The sequence below is a fragment of the Pseudomonas sp. R1-6 genome, assembly GCF_051132115.1.
Taxonomy (GTDB): Bacteria; Pseudomonadota; Gammaproteobacteria; order Pseudomonadales; family Pseudomonadaceae; genus Aquipseudomonas.
In genome coordinates this window covers 2,863,985-2,887,075 of the sequence record NZ_CP071662.1, presented here as the reverse complement: position 1 = coordinate 2,887,075, position 23,091 = coordinate 2,863,985, and the positions used below count along the sequence as shown (strand labels likewise).

The 23,091-nt window shown below is 63.3% G+C and carries 24 protein-coding genes; 8 read left to right on the top strand and 16 right to left on the bottom strand.

Going from position 1 to position 23,091, the window contains the following annotated elements:
- Nucleotides 1-83 precede the first annotated feature (83 nt).
- The 4 genes from J3P81_RS13110 to J3P81_RS13095 all read right to left on the bottom strand — a co-directional run bounded on the left by J3P81_RS13110 (nt 84) and on the right by J3P81_RS13095 (nt 3,601).
- Nucleotides 84-602: an HvfX family Cu-binding RiPP maturation protein gene (locus J3P81_RS13110; RefSeq protein WP_434558950.1), complete on the bottom strand. Its 519-nt coding sequence runs from the start codon at nt 600-602 to the stop codon at nt 84-86.
- A gap of 16 nt (nt 603-618) precedes the next feature.
- Nucleotides 619-1,257: a ferric reductase-like transmembrane domain-containing protein gene (locus J3P81_RS13105; RefSeq protein WP_420763843.1), complete on the bottom strand. Its 639-nt coding sequence runs from the start codon at nt 1,255-1,257 to the stop codon at nt 619-621.
- Nucleotides 1,258-1,547: 290 nt separating this feature from the next.
- Complete coding sequence (locus J3P81_RS13100; protein ID WP_434558948.1) at nt 1,548-2,864, bottom strand: ATP-binding protein; 1,317 nt, start codon at nt 2,862-2,864, stop codon at nt 1,548-1,550.
- Complete coding sequence (locus J3P81_RS13095; RefSeq protein WP_123344949.1) at nt 2,861-3,601, bottom strand: response regulator; 741 nt, start codon at nt 3,599-3,601, stop codon at nt 2,861-2,863. The genes J3P81_RS13100 and J3P81_RS13095 overlap by 4 nt, the downstream gene beginning before the upstream one ends.
- Before the next feature lie 225 nt (nt 3,602-3,826).
- On the opposite strand from J3P81_RS13095, the gene J3P81_RS13090 reads away from it, so the two are divergent.
- The 3 genes from J3P81_RS13090 (at nt 3,827) to J3P81_RS13080 (ending at nt 5,809) form a co-directional block, all read left to right on the top strand.
- Nucleotides 3,827-4,090 (top strand): DUF2790 domain-containing protein, encoded by a 264-nt coding sequence (locus J3P81_RS13090; RefSeq protein ID WP_434558946.1) that lies wholly within the window; start codon nt 3,827-3,829, stop codon nt 4,088-4,090.
- A 32-nt stretch (nt 4,091-4,122) separates the two neighbouring features.
- On the top strand, nt 4,123-5,331 hold the full coding sequence (locus tag J3P81_RS13085; protein ID WP_434558944.1) for a cytochrome c biogenesis protein DipZ: 1,209 nt from the start codon (nt 4,123-4,125) through the stop codon (nt 5,329-5,331).
- A 184-nt stretch (nt 5,332-5,515) separates the two neighbouring features.
- The gene (locus J3P81_RS13080) at nt 5,516-5,809 is read left to right on the top strand and encodes a hypothetical protein (RefSeq protein ID WP_420764035.1); all 294 of its coding nucleotides are present in this window, start codon (nt 5,516-5,518) and stop codon (nt 5,807-5,809) included.
- Nucleotides 5,810-6,011: 202 nt separating this feature from the next.
- Here the strand turns inward: J3P81_RS13080 and J3P81_RS13075 are convergent, their stop codons facing one another.
- Nucleotides 6,012-7,886 (bottom strand): sigma-54-dependent Fis family transcriptional regulator, encoded by a 1,875-nt coding sequence (locus J3P81_RS13075; RefSeq protein ID WP_434558942.1) that lies wholly within the window; start codon nt 7,884-7,886, stop codon nt 6,012-6,014.
- A gap of 341 nt (nt 7,887-8,227) precedes the next feature.
- Between J3P81_RS13075 and J3P81_RS13070 the strand changes: the two genes are divergently transcribed.
- The 5 genes from J3P81_RS13070 (at nt 8,228) to J3P81_RS13050 (ending at nt 13,592) form a co-directional block, all read left to right on the top strand.
- The gene (locus J3P81_RS13070; RefSeq protein ID WP_434558940.1) at nt 8,228-9,301 is read left to right on the top strand and encodes an ATP-NAD kinase family protein; all 1,074 of its coding nucleotides are present in this window, start codon (nt 8,228-8,230) and stop codon (nt 9,299-9,301) included.
- A 2-nt stretch (nt 9,302-9,303) separates the two neighbouring features.
- Nucleotides 9,304-10,281, top strand: a complete 978-nt coding sequence (locus J3P81_RS13065; RefSeq protein ID WP_434558938.1) for a thiamine pyrophosphate-dependent dehydrogenase E1 component subunit alpha — start codon at nt 9,304-9,306, stop codon at nt 10,279-10,281.
- A 33-nt stretch (nt 10,282-10,314) separates the two neighbouring features.
- A complete protein-coding gene (locus J3P81_RS13060; protein ID WP_434558936.1) occupies nt 10,315-11,331 on the top strand; it encodes an alpha-ketoacid dehydrogenase subunit beta in 1,017 nt (338 codons plus the stop codon).
- Entirely contained in the window at nt 11,331-12,443 is a 1,113-nt protein-coding gene (locus tag J3P81_RS13055; protein ID WP_434558934.1) for an acetoin dehydrogenase dihydrolipoyllysine-residue acetyltransferase subunit, read from the top strand. The genes J3P81_RS13060 and J3P81_RS13055 overlap by 1 nt, the downstream gene beginning before the upstream one ends.
- An 84-nt stretch (nt 12,444-12,527) precedes the next feature.
- Nucleotides 12,528-13,592 (top strand): 2,3-butanediol dehydrogenase, encoded by a 1,065-nt coding sequence (locus J3P81_RS13050; protein ID WP_434564108.1) that lies wholly within the window; start codon nt 12,528-12,530, stop codon nt 13,590-13,592.
- A 65-nt stretch (nt 13,593-13,657) separates the two neighbouring features.
- On the opposite strand, the gene J3P81_RS13045 is transcribed toward J3P81_RS13050, so the two are convergent.
- The 11 genes from J3P81_RS13045 to J3P81_RS12995 all read right to left on the bottom strand — a co-directional run bounded on the left by J3P81_RS13045 (nt 13,658) and on the right by J3P81_RS12995 (nt 23,049).
- A complete protein-coding gene (locus J3P81_RS13045; RefSeq protein ID WP_420763853.1) occupies nt 13,658-14,158 on the bottom strand; it encodes a DUF6644 family protein in 501 nt (166 codons plus the stop codon).
- Nucleotides 14,158-14,508 (bottom strand): DUF6152 family protein, encoded by a 351-nt coding sequence (locus J3P81_RS13040; RefSeq protein WP_420763854.1) that lies wholly within the window; start codon nt 14,506-14,508, stop codon nt 14,158-14,160. Before J3P81_RS13040 ends, J3P81_RS13045 begins: the two co-directional genes overlap by 1 nt.
- A gap of 24 nt (nt 14,509-14,532) precedes the next feature.
- Nucleotides 14,533-15,087, bottom strand: a complete 555-nt coding sequence (locus tag J3P81_RS13035; RefSeq protein ID WP_434558932.1) for a DinB family protein — start codon at nt 15,085-15,087, stop codon at nt 14,533-14,535.
- A gap of 164 nt (nt 15,088-15,251) precedes the next feature.
- Complete coding sequence (locus J3P81_RS13030) at nt 15,252-16,169, bottom strand: dihydrodipicolinate synthase family protein (RefSeq protein ID WP_420763856.1); 918 nt, start codon at nt 16,167-16,169, stop codon at nt 15,252-15,254.
- Nucleotides 16,170-16,246: 77 nt separating this feature from the next.
- Nucleotides 16,247-17,275 carry a trans-3-hydroxy-L-proline dehydratase gene (locus tag J3P81_RS13025; protein ID WP_434558930.1) on the bottom strand — a complete coding sequence of 343 codons (1,029 nt, stop codon included), beginning with the start codon at nt 17,273-17,275 and terminating at the stop codon, nt 16,247-16,249.
- Between the two features lie 151 nt (nt 17,276-17,426).
- A complete protein-coding gene (locus J3P81_RS13020; RefSeq protein ID WP_420763858.1) occupies nt 17,427-18,149 on the bottom strand; it encodes an amino acid ABC transporter ATP-binding protein in 723 nt (240 codons plus the stop codon).
- Nucleotides 18,142-18,792, bottom strand: a complete 651-nt coding sequence (locus J3P81_RS13015) for an amino acid ABC transporter permease (RefSeq protein WP_420763859.1) — start codon at nt 18,790-18,792, stop codon at nt 18,142-18,144. Before J3P81_RS13015 ends, J3P81_RS13020 begins: the two co-directional genes overlap by 8 nt.
- Before the next feature lie 9 nt (nt 18,793-18,801).
- Nucleotides 18,802-19,467 (bottom strand): amino acid ABC transporter permease, encoded by a 666-nt coding sequence (locus tag J3P81_RS13010; RefSeq protein WP_434558928.1) that lies wholly within the window; start codon nt 19,465-19,467, stop codon nt 18,802-18,804.
- A complete protein-coding gene (lhpI, locus tag J3P81_RS13005) occupies nt 19,460-21,238 on the bottom strand; it encodes a cis-3-hydroxy-L-proline dehydratase (RefSeq protein WP_434558926.1) in 1,779 nt (592 codons plus the stop codon). The genes J3P81_RS13010 and lhpI overlap by 8 nt, the downstream gene beginning before the upstream one ends.
- A gap of 10 nt (nt 21,239-21,248) precedes the next feature.
- Nucleotides 21,249-22,067, bottom strand: a complete 819-nt coding sequence (locus J3P81_RS13000; RefSeq protein WP_420763862.1) for an ABC transporter substrate-binding protein — start codon at nt 22,065-22,067, stop codon at nt 21,249-21,251.
- Between the two features lie 232 nt (nt 22,068-22,299).
- Nucleotides 22,300-23,049 (bottom strand): helix-turn-helix domain-containing protein, encoded by a 750-nt coding sequence (locus J3P81_RS12995; RefSeq protein ID WP_434558924.1) that lies wholly within the window; start codon nt 23,047-23,049, stop codon nt 22,300-22,302.
- Nucleotides 23,050-23,091 lie beyond the last annotated feature (42 nt).

Sequence of the window (23,091 nt, the reverse complement as noted above, 5' to 3'; positions counted from 1 at the left end):
GATGGGCTGTCTTGAGCGTTGCGCCCGCTGGGCAGCGGTACGCAGCGCCATGGCTCTTACAGGACTGGACCGACTCAAGCCCTTCAAGGTTTCGATTTTTTTGACCGGAGCAACGACTTCAATAGCGCATCGACGCTCAACCGCCCGGCGCCCTGCAACAGCAGCGGCAGCAATGCGACCAGGTAAATCAATGGCAGCTTGAAGTTACCGTAGCCCTTGTTGGTGATCGCGTACCCTTGGGCCAGCTCGCCCAGGCTCGACCAATCCGCCGGCCAGTGCACGGCGGCGGTAGCGACCACGGTGACGATCATCAGCACCAGCGCCGAGGCACGTGTGCCCAGGCCGATCAACAGGGCGAGGGCGCAGATCAGCTCCGCCCACATCGACAATTCCCAGTTCCAACTGGCCGGCACATGGTTGAACGGGAACGGAAAAGCCGACTGGATCTCGGCGAACCAGTTCTGGCCGTTCCATTTTTCCAGGCCGGATTCAAAGAACTCCCAGGCCAGGAACAGGCGCAGCCCCAGCGGTGCGAGCCACGAACCGGCGTGATCGAGGTTCAGGTGCAGGCCGTTCAGGGCTTTCGAGAAAGAGGCGTACATGGTTGATCTCCTCGGCTCAGGCCGCACGTTGCAGGGATTGACGCTTGTTGGCCTGGGCCAGCTTGCCCACCAGGCGGACCGCCGTGGCGGCGCATATCAGGCCGAAGGGCAGCACGTACCAGGCGCTCATCGGAATGCGCTTGAAATTGGAATAGGCAAAGATCGCCGCCAGTACCCACATGCCGGTGGTATGCAGGCGCTTCCAGGCGGTGGCGCCGATCAGCCGCGTGGTGCTTTTGAACGAAGTCAGGGCCAGCAGCAGGATAAACACGTAGCCCACGGTGCCGGGCACGTTGCCAAGGGTGGTCCGGCCGGGCCAGAACTCGGTGTTGAGCTGGCCGTACCAGTAGATCAATGCGGCGTGGACTAAATGGGAAAAGGCAAAGGCCAGCCCGATGAAGCGCCGTTCGCGCACCAGGGATTTGCTCAGGGGCGAGGGCACCAGCACGGCGAACGCCGACGCTGTAAAGGCCAGCAGGAACAGGACGAAGGACGAACGGGCGGTCGCGCGAATGGCACTGCGCACGCCTTCTGTGAGGTCTGGATTGATGATCAGGACCAGCACGGTCATCAGCAATACCAGGGCGGCAAGCAGGCTGAACAGCGACCAGCCCTGGTAACGGAAAGCAGGCGGCGTTGCGGTGGCGGTAGGCATGGGGAAGCTCCTTGGATGGCCCGGCATCGTGGTGGCCGGGAATAGAAGGAGTCTTTCAAGTGGGTGTAAGCGGGGTGTGTCGGGAAGGGGGCCGGTGTGCAAGTTTGTGTATGCGGCGTGGTGGTTGACACACTGATATACAAACCCCGATACCGAACCTTGCACATGACCTTGTGGGAGCGAGCCTGCTCGCGAAAGCGGTGTGTCAGCTACATCAGCGTTGGATGTGCCGCCGTCTTCGCGAGCAGGCTCGCTCCCACAAGGGATATCCACAAGGGATTCAGTAGTCTTCAGACCTGGGTATCGCAACCCAACCGCAGCTCAGCGCACAGCCCACCGCCCTCACGGGTGCTCAAGGTCAGCGAACCGCCCATGGCATTCGCCAGTTGCTGGGCTATGGCCAAACCCAGGCCGGTGCCACCGGTTTCCCGGTTGCGCGAGCTTTCCACCCGGTAGAACGGCTTGAGCACTTCGGCCAGTTCCTGCTCGCTGATGCCGGGGCCACGGTCCAATACCCGGATCGCCAACTGCCCGTTCGAGGCGGGCAGGACCTGGATCTGCGCCGCGCCGCCGAACTTCAACGCATTATCCACGAGGTTGACCAGCACCCGGCGCAATGCGTGGGGACGGGTATCGATGATCGCGGCGTTCTTGCCGGACAGCTGCACGTCCTGCCCGGTGTCCTGGTAGTCGAACACCAGGCTGTCGAGAAACGCGTCCAGGCTGATCCGGCAACTGGCCTCGGTGGCGCCATGGATGCTGCGGGCGTAGGCCACGCCTTCACGCACCAGGTGCTCCATTTCCCCCAGGTCGCTGTAAAGTTTGTCTTTTTCGATGCCGTCATCCATGAATTCGGCCCGCAGCTTCATGCGGGTGATGGGGGTCTGCAGATCATGGGAGATCGCAGCCAACAGATGCATGCGCTCCTTCAGATAGGCGGCGATGCGGTCCTGCATGGCATTGAAGGCCTTGGCCGCATGTACCACCTCGGTCGGGCCTTTTTCGTCCAGGCGCACGCCGTGGGCGTTGGGGTCCAGGGTTTCGACGGCCTGGGCCAGACGGGTGAGGGGGCTGATGGCGATGCGCACGGCAAGCCACGTGCAGCCGATCAGCAGCGCCAATTGCCCCAGCAAGACCACCGGCAGCCAGGGCGACAGCGGTGCCATCGCCGGACGTACGTCGATGGTCAGCGGATTGCCGTCCTTGAGGCGCAGGTGCGCCTGATAGTGCATCTTCGGTCCCGGGATCTGGTTGTAGGTCAGGGCATAGGCTTCGCCCAAGGCTTCCTGGATCGAGCTGACCGATATCGGCGCGTTGTCCGGGAGCATCGGCATGCCAGGCTGGCCCTCATCAAGCACATAGCCGTAGTTGCGTCGCGCAAGCTTTGGCAGCCACGCGGGGCGTTCGGCGGCAGGCAGGCGATCGAGGATCGCCACGGACGTCGAGACGTCAGTCTCCAGGTTGCCGAGCATGGTGTTCTTGGCGCTCTCGTAGCGTTCGTAGTATTGGACGCCAAACGACAAACCCTGGGCCAGGACCAGACCGATCAGGAAAATCAACGACAAGCGCGAGGCGAGGGTACGCGGCCACCGCAGAGACAGGGTCATACCGAGGCCTCGAGGATCTCCACCGGCAGCGAGAACACGTAACCTTCACTGCGTACCGTCTTGATGTACGCCGGCTCGCGGGCGTCGTCCAACAGGCGTTGGCGCAGGCGACTGACCAACAAATCGATGGAGCGGTCGAACAGGTCCGCGTCACGGCCCTGGGTCAGGTTCAATAACTGGTCGCGGTTGAGTACCCGCTGTGGATGGTCGAGGAATACCCGGAGCAAGCGGTATTCGGCGCCGCTCAGGGCCACCATGGTGCCGTCGCTGTCCAGCAGGTGGCGAGCGGTGGTATCCAGCCGCCAACGGCCAAACGCCAGCAGGCGCCCGCTCTCGGTGACCACAAGGTTAGGCGGCAACATGCGCGTGCGGCGCAGCACGGCGTTGATCCGCGCCAACAGCTCCCGGGCGGCGAAAGGCTTGACCAGGTAATCGTCCGCGCCCATTTCCAGGCCGATGATGCGGTCGGTCTCGTCGTTGCGAGCGGTGAGCATCAGGACAGGCGTGGCCTTGTGCTTGCCGGCCCGCAGCTCCCGGCACAACACCAGGCCATCGTCGCCGGGCATCATGATATCCAGCACGATCAGGTCCACCGGAGTGGTCTCCAGAAAGGCGCGCATTTGCCGGCCATCCGCGACCACGGTGGTGCGCAAACCGTTCTTTTTCAGGTAGTTGCCTACCAGCTCCCTGATCTCGCGATCGTCATCCACGATCAGCACATGATCGACATGATCCATGGTGTTCTGCCCCTTGGCGTTTTGGTGTGGGTCAGTCTACAGCCAGCAGCCGGCCTGGCTCGCGACGGTTTGTATTGCAGTGTATCTGGCGCGTGGCGGATACACAGCGATGCAAAAAGCCACCTGCTCGATACAGGCGCGATACGTGGGGGGCATTCAATGGCATCCATCGAGGCGACACAACCGGCCTCTGCGACAAACACCCATTGAATCGAGGACCGCACCATGAACACCAAAGCCATCTACGCCGCCTGCCTGTTCGCCGCGCTGAACATCTGCACCCTGTCGGCCCGGGCCGAAAGCACCGCGCCGGCGCACACCTACACCTACGGCACACACCTGGATGTACGCAAAGTGCTGTCCCTGAGCGAAGACCCGCAGCCAGCCTGTGGCGTGGTCAACGCCCACATGACCTACCTGGACTCGGCGGGCCATGAGCAGGCGCTGGATTACCGCAAGCTCTCCGATAACTGCACCAACCAGAACTGACCTTCGCCAGCCTTTTATATTGAGGTGTTGCCATGCTTCTGATCGCATTTCTCGGCGGGATCCTGACGATCCTCAGCCCTTGTATCCTCCCGGTGGTGCCGTTCCTGTTCGCCCGGGCCAATCAATCGCGCCGTTCGGTGTTGCTGACGCTCGCCGGCATGGTGCTGACCTTTGCCTTGGTGTCCAGCCTGGCGGTGGCCAGCAGCGAATGGGTGATACGCGCCAGTAGCGTCGGCCGGCAGGTCGCCTTGGTGGTGATGGTGCTGTTTGCGCTGTCGCTGATGTTCAGCCGGGTGGGCACTTGGTTGGCGCGGCCGCTGGTCAGCCTGGGCAACCGTCTTGACACCGGTGCCGGGCGGATGGGCGGGCCTCTGGCGTCAGTGTCGGTCGGTGTCGCCACCGGGTTGCTCTGGGCGCCGTGTGCCGGGCCGATCCTCGGCGTGATCCTGACCGGGGCCATGCTGCAAGGCGCCAGCGCCCAGACCAGCCTGTTGCTGTTCGCCTACGGCCTGGGCAGCGCCTTGTCGCTGGGTACCCTGATCCTCGCCGGTCGAGGCCTGATCGGTCGGTTGAAACTCTCGCTGCCGATCACCGCCTGGCTGCGCCGCGCCACTGGGGCACTGGTGTTGCTGGCCGCCGTGGCGATCGGCACTGGGGCGGATGACCGGTTATTGGCCGCGACGTCGTCGCAACAGTCGGCCAGCCTGGAAAAAAGCCTGTTGAAGAGCGTGCCCAAAGCCATCGACTATGTGGTGAGCAAGGCCAGCGCGAGCGCCATGCCGGACCTCGAAGCCCAAGGCGCCATGCCTTCGCTGGACGGCGCGGTGCAATGGCTCAACTCGCCGCCGCTGAGCAGCGAGTCGTTGCGGGGCAAAGTGGTGCTGGTGGATTTCTGGACCTACGACTGCATCAACTGCCAGCACACGCTGCCGTATGTGAACGAGTGGGCGAAGAAATACGAAAAGGACGGGCTGGTGGTCATCGGCGTTCATACCCCGGAATACGGCTACGAAAAGATCATCGACAACGTACGCGCACAGGTGCGCAAGCTGGACATCCAATATCCGGTGGCCATCGATAACCGCTATGCGATCTGGCGTGCCTTCAACAACCAGTACTGGCCGGCCCATTACTTCATCGATGCCAAGGGGCAGGTGCGCTATAGCCACTTCGGCGAAGGGCGGTATGGCGAACAGGAACAGGTGATCCAGCGATTGCTACAAGAGGCGAAGGCTGGATAAAGATCCTATTTATCAAGAGATTATAGTGTCTATATAAAGTTGTTTGTACGAATAGACATAGGCTTGAGAACGGCGCGCCAATGCTGGCCCCTTGCTCCATAAGTTGAGGTCAAACTCCTTTCATTTCAGAAAGTTGGACGACAAACCTATGCGTGTTTCTATCTGGTTCGCGGCGGCCATGCTCATGGCCGCCGTTTCGCATGAAGCCCAAGCCAGGGCGCTGACGGCAAACCAGCAATCGGTGTGTCGCTGGGGTTCGGACATTGCCGCTGGAGCGCAGGCGTCCAAGCTGTCCGGAGTGAGCCTGTATGGGGCGCGCAAGAAACTGCAGGTGCGCAAGTTTCCCCGGCCCTGGATGCGCATGACCGCCCTGGGCATCACCGAACAGACCTACAACAGCACCTCGCGGCTCAAACCTGCCGCAGTCAAGCAGACCTACTACGAACAATGCGTGCGCCATGAGCTGGCGCGACGATAAGCCATCAGCCCGGGTTCCTGCCGTAATACCGTTCACTTGAGAAAAAGACGATCCCGTGGCGAGGGAGCTTGCTCCCGCTGGGCCGCTAAGCGGCCCCATACCTGCCGAATGCAGAGCTTCAGATACATCGCATTCTTCGGTTTTACGACTGCTTCGCAGCCGAGCGGGAGCAAGCTCCCTCGCCACAGCTGTCTGGCGACCTTTAGTGAACAGCGTCAGGACGCCTGCCGGGCATCTCGATCCCGTGCTGATGCACCCGTCGATACAGGGTCGCCCGGGAAATGCCCAGCGCCCGGGCCGTCGGGGTGGGTTTCCAGCGATGACGCACCAGGGCGTCCAGCAACGCCTGGCGTTCAGGGCTGGCGCTGGGCTCCGGCCCATGATCGGCGGCGTCCGTGATGTGCAATGACTCAGGCAAGTGGCTAAGCTGGATCACGCTCGCCTCGCACACCGCGCAGGCATAGCGCAGCACATGCCGCAACTGGCGGACATTGCCCGGCCAGTGATAACCCAGCAGGCATTCCAGCGCGGCGCCGCTCAGTCGCACCGCACCGCCGCACAGCGCCGACTCTTCTTCAAGGATTCGGTTGATCAACGCCAGCCGGTCGGTGCGTTCGCGCAGCGGCGGCAGCTGGAAGCGGGCGCCGCCGAGACGGAAATACAGATCCTCGCGAAACTCGCCGGCCGCCACCAGCGCCTCCAGGTCGCGGTGGGTGGCGCAGATCACCTGGATGTCCACGGCCTTGCGCCTTGAAGCCCCCAGTGGCGCCACTTCGCCTTCGGCCAGCACCCGCAACAGGCGGGTTTGCAAGGCGAGCGGCATGTCCCCGATTTCATCGAGGAACAGCGTGCCGCCATCGGCCTGCTGCAACAGACCCTGCATGCCCTTGGCCGAGGCCCCGGTGAAGGCACCGGCGACGTAGCCGAACAGCTCACTCTCGATCAGGCTTTCCGGTATGGCCGCGCAGTTCAAGGCCACGAAGGGCCGATCGCGGCGCTGGCTGGCCTGGTGCAACTGGCGGGCGAAGACCTCCTTGCCGGAACCGGTTTCGCCCTGGATCAGCACCGGCAGGTTGCGATCCTTGACCCGCACCGCCAGGTTCAGGCTGTCGGCCAGGCGTGGATCGAGTTCGGTGGGAGTCATCGCGACGCGCTGGCGAGGCTTGGCCCGGCGCCGTGGCGCGCTCAGGCGGCCATGCAAATCGACATCGAGTGGGTAGAGGCTTTCATCCCGGGCCCGGTGCAGCAATTGCGGGTCGAAAACCTGGCTGATGTGGCGAGGCAACTGGCCGTAGCGTTGCATCAAGTATTGGCGCGCCGCCGGGTTCAGGGCTTGCAGGCAGCCATCGTCGTCCCAGGCAAGCAGCAGATCCGGCTGGCTGTCGACGTACCCGGCGTTGCGATGGGCCCGCAACACCCAGTAACCCTGGGCGCTGCTCATGAAAAACGCCTGTTCGATCTCCCGGGCGCTCTGCACCACCATTTGCCGGATCAGGTGCTGGGAACGTCGATCATCCGGCGAGCGCACCGCCGAGACGTCCAGCACGCCGAGCAGCTCGCCCTGCGGATCGAAGACCGGCGCGGCGGAGCAGGTCAGGCCAATGAATGCCGCGCGAAAGTGATCACGCTTGTGCACCGTCACCGCAGTCTTGGCCGTGAGTACCGCCGCCACGCCACATGTGCCTTCTTCGCCTTCCGACCAGCACGTACCCAGGTAGAGCCCGGCCTTGCGGCAGTCGTTGCGAAGGGTGGTTTCCACCCGGTAATCGATGGTCTGGCCCTGGGCATCGGTCAGCAGCACGCAATAGTCGGCATCGCGCACCCGGCCGTGCAGGCGCGCCACTTCGTCGCTGGCGATATTGAGGAACAGTTCCGAGCGCTCGCGGCATTGCTTGAGCACGTCGTGGGACAGGATCCGTGGGCCCTGCAGCGAGCCGGGGTCCAGGTGATGTTGCTCCATGGAGCGGCGCCAGGAATCGAGGATCAGGTCCGGCACGGGCAGCTGCGGCAGTTGGGCGGCGTTCTTCAGCACGCGGCTGATGCAATCCACGTGCGCCCTGGAGTGAGCGGAAAGCATAGGGGCCTCCGGTTCAGCTTCTTGTCATTGTCGGCACATTAAGCGCTGATCGCCGGGCGCAGACAAGCCCGACGGAGCGCAGGCAACCCGGTGAGACGCCACGTCTCAACGTCTCGCGGTTAGGTCGTGCAGGCTGGCATGTGGCGTCTCACCGGGCCTATGGCCAATGCTTGCAGCGGAGCGCCGCAAGCGCTCTGGCTCGGGCGTTAGCGTCCAGTTTCCGGCTATTGGCACCGCCCTTGCTCTAGGCCTTGGACCCACCCGTTGGGCTTCCAATAATAAAAAGAGGTGCCTATGACTTGCACGCCAAGCCCGTTGACTGTTCCCGCCACGGTGGCGCCATGAGCCGCCGTCCGCTCACCGTCGGCATCATCGCCAACCCCGCGTCGGGCCGTGACGTGCGGCGGTTGACCGCCAATGCCGGATTGTTCTCCAGCACCGACAAGGTCTCGGTGATCCAGCGCTTGCTGGCGGCGTTTGGCGCCACCGGCATCGAGCAGGTGTTGATGCCCACCGACATGATCGGCATGGCCGCCGCCGTGCTGAAGAACAGCCACAGCCGCCAGGCCCGCAGTAGCCATTGGCCGGCCCTGGAGTTTCTCGACCTGACCCTGCGCCAGACCGTCGAAGACACCCGCCGCGCCGCGCGCCTGATGGCCGAGCGCGAGGTGACGCTGATCGCCGTGCTCGGCGGCGACGGCACCCACAAGGCTGTCGCCGCCGAAGTGGGCGACACTCCTCTGTTGACCCTGTCCACCGGCACCAACAATGCCTTCCCCGAATTGCGCGAAGCCACCAGCGCCGGGCTGGCCGGCGGGTTGTACGCCAGCGGGCGAATTCCAGACGAGGTCGGTCTGCGTCGCAACAAGCGCTTGCTGGTTTGCGACGCCGGGCGTGGTTTGCGGGAAGTCGCTCTGGTGGACGTTGCCGTGTCGCCGCTGCGCTTTGTCGGCGCGAGGGCGATCAGCCGCGCGCAAGACCTGGCCGAAGTGTTCGTGACCTTCGCCGAACCTCAATCCATTGGCCTGTCGGCGTTGTGCGGCTTGTGGTTTCCGGTGTCCCGCCAGGCTCCGGGCGGGGCCTGGATGCGCCTGGATCCGCAATCCCCTGAAGCGCTGCTGGTGCCGCTCGCCCCGGGCCTGTTGCAAGGCTGTGGGGTGCTCGCCGCCGGGCCTCTGGAGCCCGGCGTCGCCCATGGCTTGTCGCTGTCCGCCGGCACCTTGGCCCTGGATGGCGAGCGGGAAATCGAATTCAACGTCCATGACCGGCCCACGGTCACCCTCGATGCCGGCGGCCCGCTGAGCATCGACGTCAACGCGGTGCTCACCTACGCCGCGCAACAGCGCTTGTTGGCCATTGGTCGCGAGCACCCGCAACACCCCTCGAACCTTCAAGAAGACACGCCTGGAGAATAAAAATGTCGACATCGCTCAACCATGATCAATTACTGCACGCCTATCAAGTCATGCGCACCATCCGCGCCTTCGAAGAGCGCCTGCACGTGGAATTCGCCACGGGGGAGATCCCCGGGTTCGTCCACTTGTATGCCGGCGAAGAAGCCTCGGCCGCGGGCGTCATGGCCCATCTCGGGGACGACGATTGCATTGCCTCGAACCACCGTGGCCACGGCCATTGCATCGCCAAGGGCGTGGATGTGTACGGGATGATGGCCGAGATCTACGGCAAGAAAACCGGCGTCTGCCAAGGCAAGGGCGGCTCGATGCACATCGCCGATTTCGAAAAAGGCATGCTCGGCGCCAACGGCATCGTCGGCGCCGGTGCGCCACTGGTCGTCGGCGCTGCCCTGGCGGCTCGGCTCAAGGGCACCGACAGCGTCGCCGTGGTGTTTTTCGGCGACGGCGGTTCCAACGAAGGCGCAGTGTTCGAAGCCATGAACATGGCCTCGGTGTGGAACCTGCCATGCCTGTTCATCGCGGAAAACAATGGCTACGCCGAAGCCACCGCGTCCAATTGGTCAGTGGCCTGCGACCACATCGCCGACCGCGCCGCCGGCTTCGGCATGCCCGGCGTGACCGTCGATGGCTTCGACTTCTTCGCCGTCCATGAAGCCGCCGGGGCCGCCGTCGAGCGCGCCCGTGCCGGGGAAGGGCCGTCGCTGATCGAGGTCAAGCTGACCCGCTACTACGGCCACTTCGAAGGCGACGCCCAGACCTATCGCGCACCCGACGAGGTCAAGCATTTCCGCGAAAACCAGGACTGCCTGATGCAGTTCCGCGAGCGCACCACACGGGCCGGGCTGCTCACCGTCGAGCAGTTGGACCAGATCGACAAAGAGGTGGAAATGCTGATCGAAAATGCCGTGTACAAGGCCAAGTCCGATCCCAAGCCGGCGGCGTCCGACCTGCTGACCGACGTCTACGTCAGCTACCCCTGAACGCCCCTGAAAACAACAAGAGAGAATCCCATCATGGCGAGAAAAATCAGCTATCAGCAGGCAATCAACGAAGCCCTGGCCCAGGAAATGCGTCGCGACTCCAGCGTGTTCATCATGGGTGAAGACGTGGCCGGCGGCGCTGGCGCACCCGGTGAAAACGATGCCTGGGGCGGCGTGCTCGGCGTCACCAAGGGGCTTTACGACCAATTCCCCGGGCGGGTGCTGGACACGCCGCTGTCGGAAATCGGCTATGTCGGCGCGGCGGTCGGCGCCGCCACCTGCGGCGTGCGCCCGGTGTGCGAACTGATGTTCGTCGATTTCGCCGGGTGCTGCCTGGACCAGATCCTCAACCAGGCGGCGAAATTCCGCTACATGTTCGGCGGCAAGGCGTCCACGCCCCTGGTCATTCGCACCATGGTCGGCGCCGGCCTGCGCGCCGCGGCCCAGCATTCGCAGATGCTCACTTCGTTGTGGACACACATTCCGGGACTGAAAGTGGTGTGTCCGTCATCGCCCTATGACGCCAAGGGTCTGCTGATCCAGGCCATTCGCGATAACGACCCGGTGATCTTCTGCGAGCACAAGTTGCTTTACAGCATGCAGGGCGAGGTGCCGGAAGAGCTCTACACCGTGCCGTTCGGCGAGGCCAACTTCCTGCGCGACGGCAAGGACGTGACTCTGGTGTCCTACGGGCGGTTGGTCAACACCGCGATGGATGCGGCACGCAACCTGGCCGGACGTGGCATCGACTGCGAAGTCATCGACCTGCGCACCACCAGCCCGCTGGACGAGGACAGCATCCTTGAAAGCGTCGAGAAAACCGGACGCCTGGTGGTGATCGACGAGGCCAACCCGCGCTGCTCCATGGCCACCGACATCTCGGCGCTGGTGGCGCAAAAGGCCTTTGGCGCGCTCAAGGCACCGATCGAGATGGTCACCGCGCCGCACACGCCGGTGCCGTTTTCCGACTCCCTGGAAGACCTGTACATCCCCGACGCGGCAAAAATCGAGCAAGCCGTGCTCAACGTGATCGAGTGGAGCAAGCACTGATGAGCCAGATTTTTACCCTGACCATGCCCAAGTGGGGCCTGTCGATGACCGAGGGCCGGGTCGATGCCTGGCTCAAGGAAGAAGGCCAGGCCATCACCAAAGGCGATGAAGTGATGGACGTCGAGACCGACAAGATCTCCAGCAGCGTCGAGGCGCCATTTTCCGGCGTATTGCGCCGCCAGGTGGCGCGCCAGGATGAAACCCTGCCGGTCGGCGCCTTGCTCGGCATCGTCGTCGAAGGCGAAGCCAGCGACGCCGACATCGACGCGGTCATCGAGCAGTTCCAATCCAATTTCGTGCCTGGCGACGCGGCTGACGAGGACAGCGGCCCGAAACCGCAGAAAGTCGAGGTGGACGGTCGGCTGATCCGCTATTTCGAGCGCGGCGAGGGCGGTACGCCGCTGGTGCTGGTGCACGGTTTTGGTGGTGATCTCAACAACTGGCTGTTCAACCATGAAGCCTTGGCCGCTGGGCGCCGGGTGATTGCCCTGGACCTGCCAGGGCATGGCGAATCGGCGAAAACCCTGGAGCGCGGTGACCTCGACGAGCTGAGCGGTGTGGTGCTGGCCTTGCTCGATCATCTGGACATCAACGCGGCCCATCTGGTCGGGCATTCCATGGGCGGGGCCGTTTCGCTGAATGCCGCGCGCTTGATGCCGCAGCGCTTGCGCTCACTGACCCTGATCGGCAGCGCCGGCCTGGGCGCCCAGATCAACGGCAGTTACTTGCAAGGCTTCGTCGACGCCGCCAACCGCAACGCCCTCAAGCCACAGCTGGTGCAACTGTTCTCCAATGCCGAGCTGGTCAACCGGCAGATGCTCGACGACATGCTCAAGTACAAGCGCCTGGAGGGTGTGGACGTGGCCCTGCGCCAATTGGCAGAGAACTTGTTCAAGGACGGCCGCCAGCAAGTGGAGCTACGCGAGGTGGTGCAGGCCGGCCATGTCCCGACCCTGGTGATCTGGGGCAGTGATGACGCCATCATCCCGGCGGTCCACGCCGAAGGGTTGAGTGCCCAGGTCGAAGTGCTGCCGGGCCAGGGCCACATGGTGCAGATGGAGGCGGCCGAGCAGGTCAATCGATTGATTATCGAGTTCATCGGACAGCACTGAACCAGCGGGCGGCGGTTGAGTCGTCGCCCTATGAAAAATCCTGGAGGTAACGCTATGAACGCTTCAATCAAGCCGACCCGCAGCATGCGCGCCGCCGTTTGGCATGGCCGTAATGACATCCGCGTCGAAGACGTGCCGCTGCCGGTTTCACCGCCCGCCGGTTGGGTGCAGATCCGCGTGCAGTGGTGCGGCATCTGCGGTTCGGACCTGCACGAGTACGTGGCGGGGCCGGTGTTCATCCCGGTGGACGCGCCACACCCCCTGACCGGGATCAAGGGCCAGTGCATCCTCGGCCATGAGTTCTGCGGCGAGATCGTCGAGCTGGGCGAGGGCGTCGAAGGTTTCAACGTCGGCGAACCAGTGGCCGCCGATGCCTGCCAGCATTGCGGCACCTGCTATTACTGCACCCATGGGCTCTACAACATCTGCGAGAACCTGGCTTTTACCGGGCTCATGAATAACGGTGCGTTTGCGGAGCTGGTCAATGTCCCGGCCAACCTGCTGTACAAACTGCCGGCCAACTTTCCTGCCGAGGCCGGCGCGTTGATCGAACCGCTGGCGGTGGGCATGCACGCAGTGAAGAAGGCCGGCAGTTTGCTTGGCCAGAACGTCGTGGTGGTCGGCGCCGGGACCATCGGCCTGTGCACGATCATGTGCGCCAAGGCGGCCGGCGCGGCCCAGGTCATCGCCCTGGAAATGTCCGGCGCGCGCAAGGCCAAGGCCCTGGAAGTCGGGGCCAGCCATGTGATCGATCCCAATGAGTGCGACGCCCTGGCCGAAGTTCGGCGCCTGACCGGCGGCCTGGGCGCCGATGTCAGCTTCGAGTGCATCGGCAACAAGCACACCGCCAAGTTCGCCATCGACCTGATCCGCAAGGCGGGCAAATGCGTGTTGGTGGGGATTTTCGAAGAACCGAGCGAGTTCAACTTCTTCGAACTGGTTTCAACCGAGAAGCAGGTGCTGGGCGCATTGGCCTACAACGGTGAGTTCGCCGACGTGATTGCCTTCATCGCCGACGGACGCCTGGACATCTCGCCGCTGGTGACCGGGCGCATCCAGTTGGAAGAAATCGTCGGCCAGGGCTTCGAGGAGTTGGTAAACAACAAGGAACACAACGTGAAAATCATCGTGTCACCCGCACGGATCTGACGGCGCCTGAAGTGGGCGATTTGGCGATGGCCGGAAGCGGCCATCGCCTTTTTTTCAATGCTCGTTCAGGTGTAGGCCAGCAAGCGCCCGCAGCCGATCACCGCGATCCACAACGCCACGGACAGCAACGCCTGGAGCTTGGCCAGGCTCGGCGCCGTGACGTGGGTATTCCATTGCTGGACGGAGCGGTAGGGCACCAGATGGAACAGCAGGGCATTGACGCCTGCCGCCGCGATCAGGCACAGCTTGAGAATGAACACGTTGTTGCTGGCGAAATCATGAGGGTGCGCACTGAACATCATCAAGCCGGCAGGCACGATCAACAGCAGGGCCCCGACGGCCCATCGCAGCAGATGGCGAGCCAGTGCGGTCACGGCGATGTCCCTGGACAGCCCGAGGACGCGCAGATCGAACATCACCACCGCGCCCACCAGTATCGAGAACCCGATGATGTGTAGCACTTCCACCAATGGATAGAGCCATAGCTCGCTGCGCATGGCCGAGGCCAGGGGCGAGTCGCCCAATCGGTCCATCCAGCCTTGCGCGACCGGGCCAGTGACCTGCATCAGCGCAGCTCGGTGGTTCTGTCGTCGATGGTGATGCGTTCGGCGCGAAGCTCGTCAGGCTTGTTTTTATTGGCGTAGCCGACCACGGTGGCCCGGTTACCGGCTTTGAGCATGTCTTTGGTCAGCCCCCGATTTTCCATGCGAGAAGGCGGCGCGAGCACGACGAACCACGTCTTTTCCGTTGTTTGCAGGCGCACGGTCCCGTGGGGGTGGGAGTAACCGGACTCCTTGATCGTACCTTCGAGCGTCAGTGGCTTGCTGGCGTCGTATTCGCTCCAGCCATGGTGGGCAAGGGCGGCGGTGGCGACCAGCATCGTGGACAAGCCGATGCAACGAAAGATCAGGTTCATTGCAAGGTCTCCTGGGTTATCGATTCAATCGGGCTGGTACTCTCGCCAGACCCGCTGCTCGTCGAGTTGCAGCAACTGTTCCTCCTCTTCGCGGAAGCGGCGGTCGCAATCGAGGAAAAACTCGTCGAGCTGCGGCGGTTCGACGTGGGTGGCGCTGAGCATGGTGTGGACCTGGCCGCGGTGATGGATCTGGTGCTCGAACAGGTGCAGCAGTAAGCGGTCGATCCGTTCGCGAACCCGACTGTCGGCGCGCACCAGATCGACGGAACGGGTAAGGTCCTCGTACCTGAGGTTTTTGCAGAATGCCGCCAGTTGTCGGTCAGTCCGGTCCTGGCTTTCCCTGAGCTGGTTGAACGCCAGCATCTCGGAAAAATCCCGCTCCTGGCCCAGGACATCGCCTTTGAGGGCGGTGAGGTAATAGCGATCTACTTCCAGTATGTGGCACAGCGTGGCTTGGATGGAGGGGAAGAAACTGGTGCGGTAGGCCTCGTACTCCACGGTGTTCAGCTGTGCGCAGGCGTCCAGCAGCCTGTGATTGGCCCATTGGTTGTTCAGGGCCTGGGCCAGGAAATAATTCATGGGACGCCTCCCGTGCGTCATTGCGCCGGGGAAAAAGCGTAGCAAAGACTGGCGATAACGCCGTGTTGCTGGTCGGTTGGTCCCGTGTTTGCACCACAACCCCCTGTGGGGGCGAGCAAGCTCGCTCCCACAGGTTTCTCACATGCCTGAGCCTGCGCCCCGGCTTAAAGCCCCACCTCCGGCAACACCGGCCGATTGGCCAGGGCCGTGGCCATGATCTGCTCCACGTACACCCGGTCTGCTTCCGGCAGGGCCAGGCGCGGTGGGCGGGTGAGAGCGCTGCCTCGGCCGGCAATGGCTTCGCAGAGCTTGATGCACTGGACCAGGTCGGCGCGGGCGTCGAGGTGCAGGATCGGCATCAGCCATTCGTAGATCGGCATGGCTTCGGCGAACCGTCCGGCGCGGGCCAGCCGGAAGATCGTTTCACCTTCCTTGGGGAACACGTTGGACATGCCCGAGACCCAACCTTCCGCGCCTACGGCGAGGCTTTCGAGCACCACATCATCGAGACCGGCGAACAGCACGAAGCGATCGCCCACTTCATTGCGCACGTCGATGAAACGCCGGGTGTCGCCGGACGAGTCCTTGAAACACACCACGTTGTCGCAATCGGCCAGGGAAATCAGGATGTCCGGGGTGACGTCGTTCTTGTAGATAGGCGGGTTGTTGTAGACCATCAGCGGCACGTCGGCATGCCGGGCGACGTAGCGGAAATGTTCGGCGGTTTCGAACGGCTTGGAGCCGTAGACCAACGCGGGCATCAGCATCACCCCGTCGACACCGACCTTGCGCACCGCATTGGCGACTTTGGCGGCCTGCACGCTGGTGAACTCGGCTACGCCGCAGATCACCGGCACTCGGCCCCCGGAAGCGTCCACCGCCACTTCGGTCACGGCAATCTTTTCCTCCGCGCTCAGGGAAGTGTTTTCCCCCACCGACCCGCAGACCACGAGGCCGGATACGCCATCGCGAATGACGTTGGAAATGACCTGATGGGTTTTTTCCAGGTTGATGGAAAAGTCATCGTTGAATTGGGTGGTAACGGCGGGGAATACGCCGCTCCAGTTGATGCGTTGGCTCATGGGTGTCTCCTTTTGGTGTGTCTCTGTGGCGAGGGAGCAAGCTCCCTCGCCACAAGGGTTATGGGTGGGTATGAAAGTCATGCGCCGGGCCAGGTGTCTGAGAGCCGGTAGCCCTGCGGCCACGGATCGGCCGGGTCCAGCAGCAATTGGTGGGTTCCGGTGATCCACGCCCGCCCGGCGATGCACGGGTAGATCGCCGGGCGACCGGCAACGTCGGTCAGTGAGTCGATGCGGCAATGGAATTCGGAGCCGATGATCGAGCGGCCGATAAACCGTTCACCCACCTGCATCAGGCCTTTGGCGTGCAGCACCGCCATGCGGGCCGAGCAACCGGTGCCGGTGGGCGAGCGGTCGATCTTGCCGGGCTGGATGACGACGGCGTTGGCGCCGGTGGCGATGCCGTTTTCCATGACGACGGGCGCGGCGACCTGGCAGAACGAAATGTGCGACCAATCGGGATTCAAGGGGTGTACGAAGCCCAACTGCTCGTTGGCGGCCCGGGTGATCTTCAGCCCCACGGTCACCAGATCGGCGGCCTCGTCGGGGCGAATGGCGAAGCCCAGGCGCTGGGCGTCGACGATGACGAAGCTGTCGCCGCCATAGGCGGTGTCCACCTGCAATGTTCCCAGGCCCTCGACTTCGATCCAGGCATCGAGGCGGTCAGCGAAGGAGGGCACGTTCTTGATCTCGACCCGTTGCACCTTGCCGTCGCGGCAGTCGGCCACGGCCTCGATCAAGCCGCCCGGTGCCTCCAGGACCAAGCGCGTCCGGGGTTCGGTCATCGGCAGGATGCCGCTGTCCAGCAGCACGGTGGCGACGCACAACGAATTGGAGCCGGACATGGGTGGGGTGTCGGCCGGTTCCATGATGATCCAGGCCATCTGCGCCCGCGGGTCCTTGGCCGGCACCAGCAGGTTGACGTGGCGGAACACCCCGCCACGAGGCTCGTTGAGGACGAAGTTGCGCAGGGTCTGGTCCTGGGCGATCCAGCGTGATTGTTCCCAGACCGTGGCGCCGGGTGGCGGCGCGACACCGCCGACGATCACATCGCCGACTTCGCCTTCGGCGTGGCAGCTGACTATGTGGATGATTCTGGATGAGCGCATGGGTCAGATCCTTGTGTTGTCTGGTGGGGCCTCATCGTCGGATCGCCGCCCGGAGCAAGCTCGCTCCCACAGGGTTCTGTGGTGGTTAGCAGGTCATTGCGGCCTACACAAAACCCGTGTGGGAGCGAGCCTGCTTGCGATAGGCCATCCGCTATTTCACCGATTTGAGGAACGCCGCCGTCTCCGGCTGCACCGGATTGCCGATCACCTGCTCCGGCGGGCCGATCTCATGGACTCGCCCATTGCAGAAGAACGCCACGCGGTCGGATACGTCCCGGGCGAAGCGGATCTCGTGGGTCACCAGCACCATGGTCATGCCGTCTTCGGCCAGCATGCGCATGGTGTCCAGCACCTCACCGACCAGTTGCGGGTCGAGGGCCGAGGTGGCTTCGTCGAACAGCATGTAGTCCGGCGACATCGCCAAGGCACGGGCGATTGCCATGCGCTGCTGCTGGCCGCCGGAGAGCTTTCCGGGAAAGGCCTTGAGCTTGTCCCCCAGGCCCACGTGCTCAAGCTGTTTGACCGCCAGCGCCTCGGCGTCCTGCTTGGTCTTGCCCAGCACCTTGCGCGGCGCGAGCATCACGTTTTCCAGCACGGTCAGGTGGGGAAAGGCGTTCCACTGCTGGAAAACGATGCCGATCTTCTGCCGGAGGCGGTTGAGGTCGGTGGCGCTGTCGTGTACCGAGACGCCGTCCACGCGGATGCTGCCTTTCTGGATCGGCTCCAGGCCATTGATGCACATCAGCAGGGTCGATTTACCGGAACCGGAGCCACCGATGATCGACACGACTTCGCCCTTGTCTACCGTCAGGCTGACACCCTTGACGACTTCCAGGTTGCCGAAGGATTTATGCACGTTTTCGATCTCAATCATTTTCTTGCCACCTTCTTTCCAGGCGAGCGCCGAGGCGGGCGACCACCAGGCTCATGAGGTAATAAATGAGGCCCGCGATGCACAGCACCAGCAGGGGTTCCTGAATACGCGTGACGATGGTTTGCGAAGCCCGCAGCAGTTCGACGATGCCGATCCACATCACCAGCGCGGTGTCTTTCATCACCCCCAGCACCAGGTTCAACCAGCCGGGAAACGCCACCCGCGTGGCAATCGGCAGGACGATGAAGCGCAGGTCCTGCCAGTACGTGAGCCCCAGGGATCGGCTGGCCCGCCGGGTGCTCGTCGGTACCGCCAGCACGCCACCGCGGACAATCTCGGTGAAGTACGCGGCGGCGTAGACCCCCAGCACGATGCAACCGACGGCGAAGGCGCTGAGGTCCAGGCCGACGATGCTCTTGAGGGAATTGAACAGCACGAACTGGATCAGCAGTGGCACGCTGCGAAACGCATCGAGTACCCAGGCCAATGGCAGGCTGACCCTGGGCAACAGCGCCCGCAACAGGCCGAACAACAACCCGGCCACGGTGCCCAGCAGGATCGACCAGACGGTCAATTGCACCGTGACCCAGGCACCTTCGAGCAGATACAACACGTCGTTGACGGTAAGGCTTGTAGAGAACATGTCCCGCCCTCAATAACGAAACAGGCGCCAGGACAACAGCCGGGCCAACCCGACGATCAACTTGGCGATCAGGTAATAGAGCACCGCCGCGAGGGCGAAATATTCGAAGGTGCGGAACGTCTTGACGTTGTATTCCTGGGTCACCCCCGTGAGGTCGTTATTCAAACCGACCACCACACCCAGGGACGTCATCAACACCGCCCAGACCATCTGATTGGTCAGCGGGTAGAAAACGATGCGCAACAGTTGCGGGACGATGATCATCCGGTAGGCCTGGAACGCGCTCATGCCCAGGGAACGGGCGGCGCGCATCTGCGTGCCCGGTACGGCCTTGAGGCCGCCGCGAAAATTTTCCGCCAGGTAGCCGGCGTTGTTGAAGGTGATACCCGCCAGCAACGCAAACCACGAACTGACGTGCAGCCCGAGGGAGCCGAGGCCAAAGTAGAGGATGTAGATCTGGAACAAGGAGGGTGTGTTGCGGGCGATCGACACCCAACCATTGCCGACACCGCGCAACAGCGGATGGCGTGCCTGGCGCATCACCGTCAGGACGAGGGCGATCAGCACGCCGAAAATCATCGACAACGCGGCGGTCTCGAAGGTCACCCAGGCGCCGGCAAGCATATCGGGCAGGGCGCGTAAGGCGGGGCGCCACTGGAAGCTGTAGTCAAACATGGCTCGGAGTCCCCTTGGGTGCGGAAGGTTGCAACCACTGTGGCGGCTGATCGCTGGCGGTGGCGGTGCAGGCCGCCTCGATGCAATCGGCCAGACCGGCAAAATGCACGCCGCGCCCCACCAGGCCCGGCGCGTAGTGCGCGTATTTTCCGGAATTGGTCATCAGGGTGGTGGCGGTCGGCGGGATCACCGGCTCGCCCAACATGCACCAACAGGTGTCAGTGACCAGCGTCGCCCCGAAGGCCCGGATCGCGTCCAGGTAACCTGCTTGGCGGGCCTGTTCCAGTACGGCACGGCCACAGGTGATCGCCAGCACCACGCCGGGGTGTTTGTTCCGGCCCGAACACAGGTGTGCCAGGGCGGCGAATTCGCTGAGGGAGAAATGTGGATTGCCCAGGGAAATCACATCCACGTGGCGATGCCGGGCACTGTTGAGCTCGCGCCAGCTGACAAGCAGTCCGGCAGCGTTGACGGTTTCCACCGGTAACACAGCGTCGCAGTCCAGCACATTGGTTGCGTCCATGGCCTCGGGCGTTATCCCGGCGATGTGGAACAGTGGCGCGGCGCTGGTGGTCGCGAACGCGGCGCCAAACGCCTTCAAATCATCCCGGGTGGGCGCGGCGTCTTCCAGGCCCCGTATCAGCGGGACACGTCGTCCCGTCAGGCCGCCGATGTGATAGCCCAGCAGCGGATAAAAACTGTCGTCCATCGGGTCGGGCCTTGTCACTTCGACGATCAGCCCGGCCTTTCGCGGCCCATCGAGATGACATCCGGCCAGCGGCGCGCGACCGCACAGGGCGATGCAGATGTCGAGAAAGTCCGGGTACTTCTGCGTGCGGGCGCCGAGCACGCTGTTGGCGTAGACCACCGCGTTGGACTCGGCCCAGACAATCTGTTCGCCGGCCACGGGCGCGGTGTCCAGCAAGTAGGGCGCACAGGTGAAGCTCAATTGCGCGCCCATGGCCATGTAAGCATCACCCAAGGCGCTGGCCGGTTCGCCCAGCGCAGGGTCGACGCCCAGTTCCCGCCAGCGGCGCTGGTCCACGGAGATCGAATTGAGGGTCGTGGGCACACTCACTTTCGCCCCCCACTGCACCAGTTGTTCGGCAAAACGCAGGCTGGCCGGGCCGGTATAGATACAGCCGTCGATGTGCGCCTGGGTGATGTCCAGCAGTTGGTCGGCGCCCTGGATCTCGGCCATCCGCAGGACGATTTGCATCGCTACTTGGGCTGCCTTGCCGTGCGCGCCGTCGAGCATTGCCCGATCCCGCTCGTTCAACCGGACGGTGAACGGCATGGACGGCTGCGGGGCCATATCCGTCCCGTGCCATTGATCGTTGGGCCGTCGGCCGGACAACGTCAGGCGGTTGCCCTCGACGCGCACGAATCCTTGGCCGCGCAAGCCAGCGAACGCCTCGTGGCCGATGCACAACACCGGCAGCGAGCGCTGGAAAATCACCTCGGCCACGAGTACTCCAAGGGCCAGGATCTCGTCGACTTCGGCCAGTACCAGGGCGGCCGGTGCGTGGCCGTTGCTGATGAGCTCCATCAACACGCTGCTGCCGGTGCAGGAACCCCGCCCGCTGGGAATCGCCAGCACGCGGCCGCCCAGGCGTTCGCCACTCAGAGGATGATGCCGGTCGATGATTTCGCCCGTAATGGGATCGACCCCGCCCCAGAAGCTCAGGCCAACGTCGGCGAACAACAGGGTGCCCTGGGCGGCACCCTCCACCAGGCTGCGGCCGTGCAAGCGGATAGGCGTGCTTGGCATGCCGCGATCCTCAGTAGTACACCTGGGGCACGGTCAGGTTGGCCGGCGGGATCTCGGTGCCGACCCATTTGACGAACAGCTCCTTGTAGCGGCCCGTGCGCACTTGCTGGTTGACGAACAGGTTGAGGTAGTTGAGCAAGCCGTACTCGCTGCGCTTGGCGCCGAGGGACACGTAGTCGATGACATAGGGAGCATCGCCGGCGATCTTCAGGCCCTTGTACTTGCCCGACTTGATGGTCGCGGCGGCCACGGTGTTGGTCACGACGGTGGCGTCGATGTGCCCCTGGGCGACGGCCAGCAATGTGTCGTTCTGCGACTGGTAGGCGCGGAAACTGCCGCTGCCCCAACTCTTCTGGTCTTTCTCCAGGGCGATGGCTTCGTAAGTGCTGCTGGTGTTTCCGAGTTTCTTGCCCTTGAGGTCGGCGTAGCTGTTGATACCGGTGTCGTCGCGGGTCAGCACCACCATCTGGAAGGCAAAGTAGGGCACGGTCAGGCCAACGGTCTTGGCCCGCTCCAGGGTGTCGGAAGTGGAAGCGACAATGACATCGGCGCGGCCCGAAAGCAGCGCGGGGATGCGGTCGGAGAATGGCGTTTCCACCACTTCGGCGTCGACGCCGAGGACCTTCGCCAGGTCGTGGCAGTAATCCACGTCGAAGCCCGCCGGTTTGTTACTTTCATCGCGAAAACCCATGGGTGGGAAGTCCAGTGTCACCGCGCAACGCAGCTTGCCCGAGCCGATGATGTCGTCGAGCTTGTCGGCATGGGCGGGTAGGGCAAGCAGGGGAAAGAGGACAACGCCAAGGGCTACGGCCAATGCAGGGTTTTTCATAAATGCCTCGCTGTCGAATAAATGCGGTGAAATATCGTATTGAGGATTTCGTATACGATATTAGAGAAGCAATCGACGTGCCTGATCGGGTCTTATTCCTGTGTTTTTAGTAATGCTTTGATAACCAACAGATTATGGTGGTCCGGCTGGCCAGGCACCGGGCGCGCAGGTGAAAGTGAAGTGTTACAGATGGGAGCAGTGGGGTGGGTTTACGCCCCCTAAAGGAACAGGCTCAACGCTGGTTGTCCCGGTACTGGCTGGGCGAAAGGCTCGTCAGCGCGCGGAACTGGCGACTAAAGGCACTGTGATCGGTATAACCACAGCGCAGGGCGATCTCGGTAATGGGCAGATCGTGTTCCAGTAACAATCGCGAGGCCTCTCCCAGGCGCGCCTTGTGGATCATCTGCCGAGGCGTGATCTGGAAGATGCGCTTGCAGTGTCGTTCCAGCTGCGCCACCGACAACCCGGCGATGGCAGTGAGTTCCGCCAGGCTGATGGGGCGGGCGAAGTGCTGCTTGATATGCGCGTCCACGGCCGCCAGTTGTTGGTACGCCGGATGGCTCGATTGCGGCGACTGCAAGTCACGGGAAATCCCGGCCAGGCCGACGATCCCGCCCTCAGGTTCGCGCAAGGCAAGCTTGTGGGTCAGGCACCACACCGGTTGGTTGCCGTAATAGAGGTGCAATTCGAGCTGGTCGGCCAGCTCCCGTCCGCTGGCCAGCACCCGTCGATCCTGTTCGGTGTACAGCGGGCCGAAGCGCTCCGGGAACACTTGCTCAGCAGTCAGACCGAGCAGGTCGTTGCATTGCTTGAAGCCGCAACGCCGGGCCAGGGTCTGGTTGACGAATGCGTAGCGGGCTTGGGTGTCCTTGATGAAAAACACCGTGTCCGAGAGGGTATCGAGCAACGGCGCGATGGGCAGCAGACTGCCCAGCAGGGTGTCGAAGTCGCAGGGAGTGAAGGTCGTCAGCGAGGGGTACATGGGCGGCTTCGTCGTTTTGTCAGACGTGGAGTTTTGATCGAA

Coding starts and splice junctions, on each gene's coding strand:
- lhpI (WP_434558926.1), bottom strand. CDS start 21,238: ATGCCAAGCACGCCTATCCGCTTGCACGGCCGCAGCCTGGTGGAGGGT.
- J3P81_RS13095 (WP_123344949.1), bottom strand. CDS start 3,601: ATGGATCATGTCGATCATGTGCTGATCGTGGATGACGATCGCGAGATC.
- J3P81_RS13015 (WP_420763859.1), bottom strand. CDS start 18,792: ATGTTCTCTACAAGCCTTACCGTCAACGACGTGTTGTATCTGCTCGAA.
- J3P81_RS13010 (WP_434558928.1), bottom strand. CDS start 19,467: ATGTTTGACTACAGCTTCCAGTGGCGCCCCGCCTTACGCGCCCTGCCC.
- J3P81_RS13080 (WP_420764035.1), top strand. CDS start 5,516: ATGGCCGCCGTTTCGCATGAAGCCCAAGCCAGGGCGCTGACGGCAAAC.
- J3P81_RS13030 (WP_420763856.1), bottom strand. CDS start 16,169: ATGAGCCAACGCATCAACTGGAGCGGCGTATTCCCCGCCGTTACCACC.
- J3P81_RS13035 (WP_434558932.1), bottom strand. CDS start 15,087: ATGAATTATTTCCTGGCCCAGGCCCTGAACAACCAATGGGCCAATCAC.
- J3P81_RS13020 (WP_420763858.1), bottom strand. CDS start 18,149: ATGATTGAGATCGAAAACGTGCATAAATCCTTCGGCAACCTGGAAGTC.
- J3P81_RS13085 (WP_434558944.1), top strand. CDS start 4,123: ATGCTTCTGATCGCATTTCTCGGCGGGATCCTGACGATCCTCAGCCCT.
- J3P81_RS13075 (WP_434558942.1), bottom strand. CDS start 7,886: ATGCTTTCCGCTCACTCCAGGGCGCACGTGGATTGCATCAGCCGCGTG.
- J3P81_RS13025 (WP_434558930.1), bottom strand. CDS start 17,275: ATGCGCTCATCCAGAATCATCCACATAGTCAGCTGCCACGCCGAAGGC.
- J3P81_RS13055 (WP_434558934.1), top strand. CDS start 11,331: ATGAGCCAGATTTTTACCCTGACCATGCCCAAGTGGGGCCTGTCGATG.
- J3P81_RS13050 (WP_434564108.1), top strand. CDS start 12,528: ATGCGCGCCGCCGTTTGGCATGGCCGTAATGACATCCGCGTCGAAGAC.
- J3P81_RS13070 (WP_434558940.1), top strand. CDS start 8,228: ATGAGCCGCCGTCCGCTCACCGTCGGCATCATCGCCAACCCCGCGTCG.
- J3P81_RS13040 (WP_420763854.1), bottom strand. CDS start 14,508: ATGAACCTGATCTTTCGTTGCATCGGCTTGTCCACGATGCTGGTCGCC.
- J3P81_RS13000 (WP_420763862.1), bottom strand. CDS start 22,067: ATGAAAAACCCTGCATTGGCCGTAGCCCTTGGCGTTGTCCTCTTTCCC.
- J3P81_RS13105 (WP_420763843.1), bottom strand. CDS start 1,257: ATGCCTACCGCCACCGCAACGCCGCCTGCTTTCCGTTACCAGGGCTGG.
- J3P81_RS13065 (WP_434558938.1), top strand. CDS start 9,304: ATGTCGACATCGCTCAACCATGATCAATTACTGCACGCCTATCAAGTC.
- J3P81_RS13110 (WP_434558950.1), bottom strand. CDS start 602: ATGTACGCCTCTTTCTCGAAAGCCCTGAACGGCCTGCACCTGAACCTC.
- J3P81_RS13100 (WP_434558948.1), bottom strand. CDS start 2,864: ATGACCCTGTCTCTGCGGTGGCCGCGTACCCTCGCCTCGCGCTTGTCG.
- J3P81_RS13045 (WP_420763853.1), bottom strand. CDS start 14,158: ATGCAGGTCACTGGCCCGGTCGCGCAAGGCTGGATGGACCGATTGGGC.
- J3P81_RS13060 (WP_434558936.1), top strand. CDS start 10,315: ATGGCGAGAAAAATCAGCTATCAGCAGGCAATCAACGAAGCCCTGGCC.
- J3P81_RS13090 (WP_434558946.1), top strand. CDS start 3,827: ATGAACACCAAAGCCATCTACGCCGCCTGCCTGTTCGCCGCGCTGAAC.
- J3P81_RS12995 (WP_434558924.1), bottom strand. CDS start 23,049: ATGTACCCCTCGCTGACGACCTTCACTCCCTGCGACTTCGACACCCTG.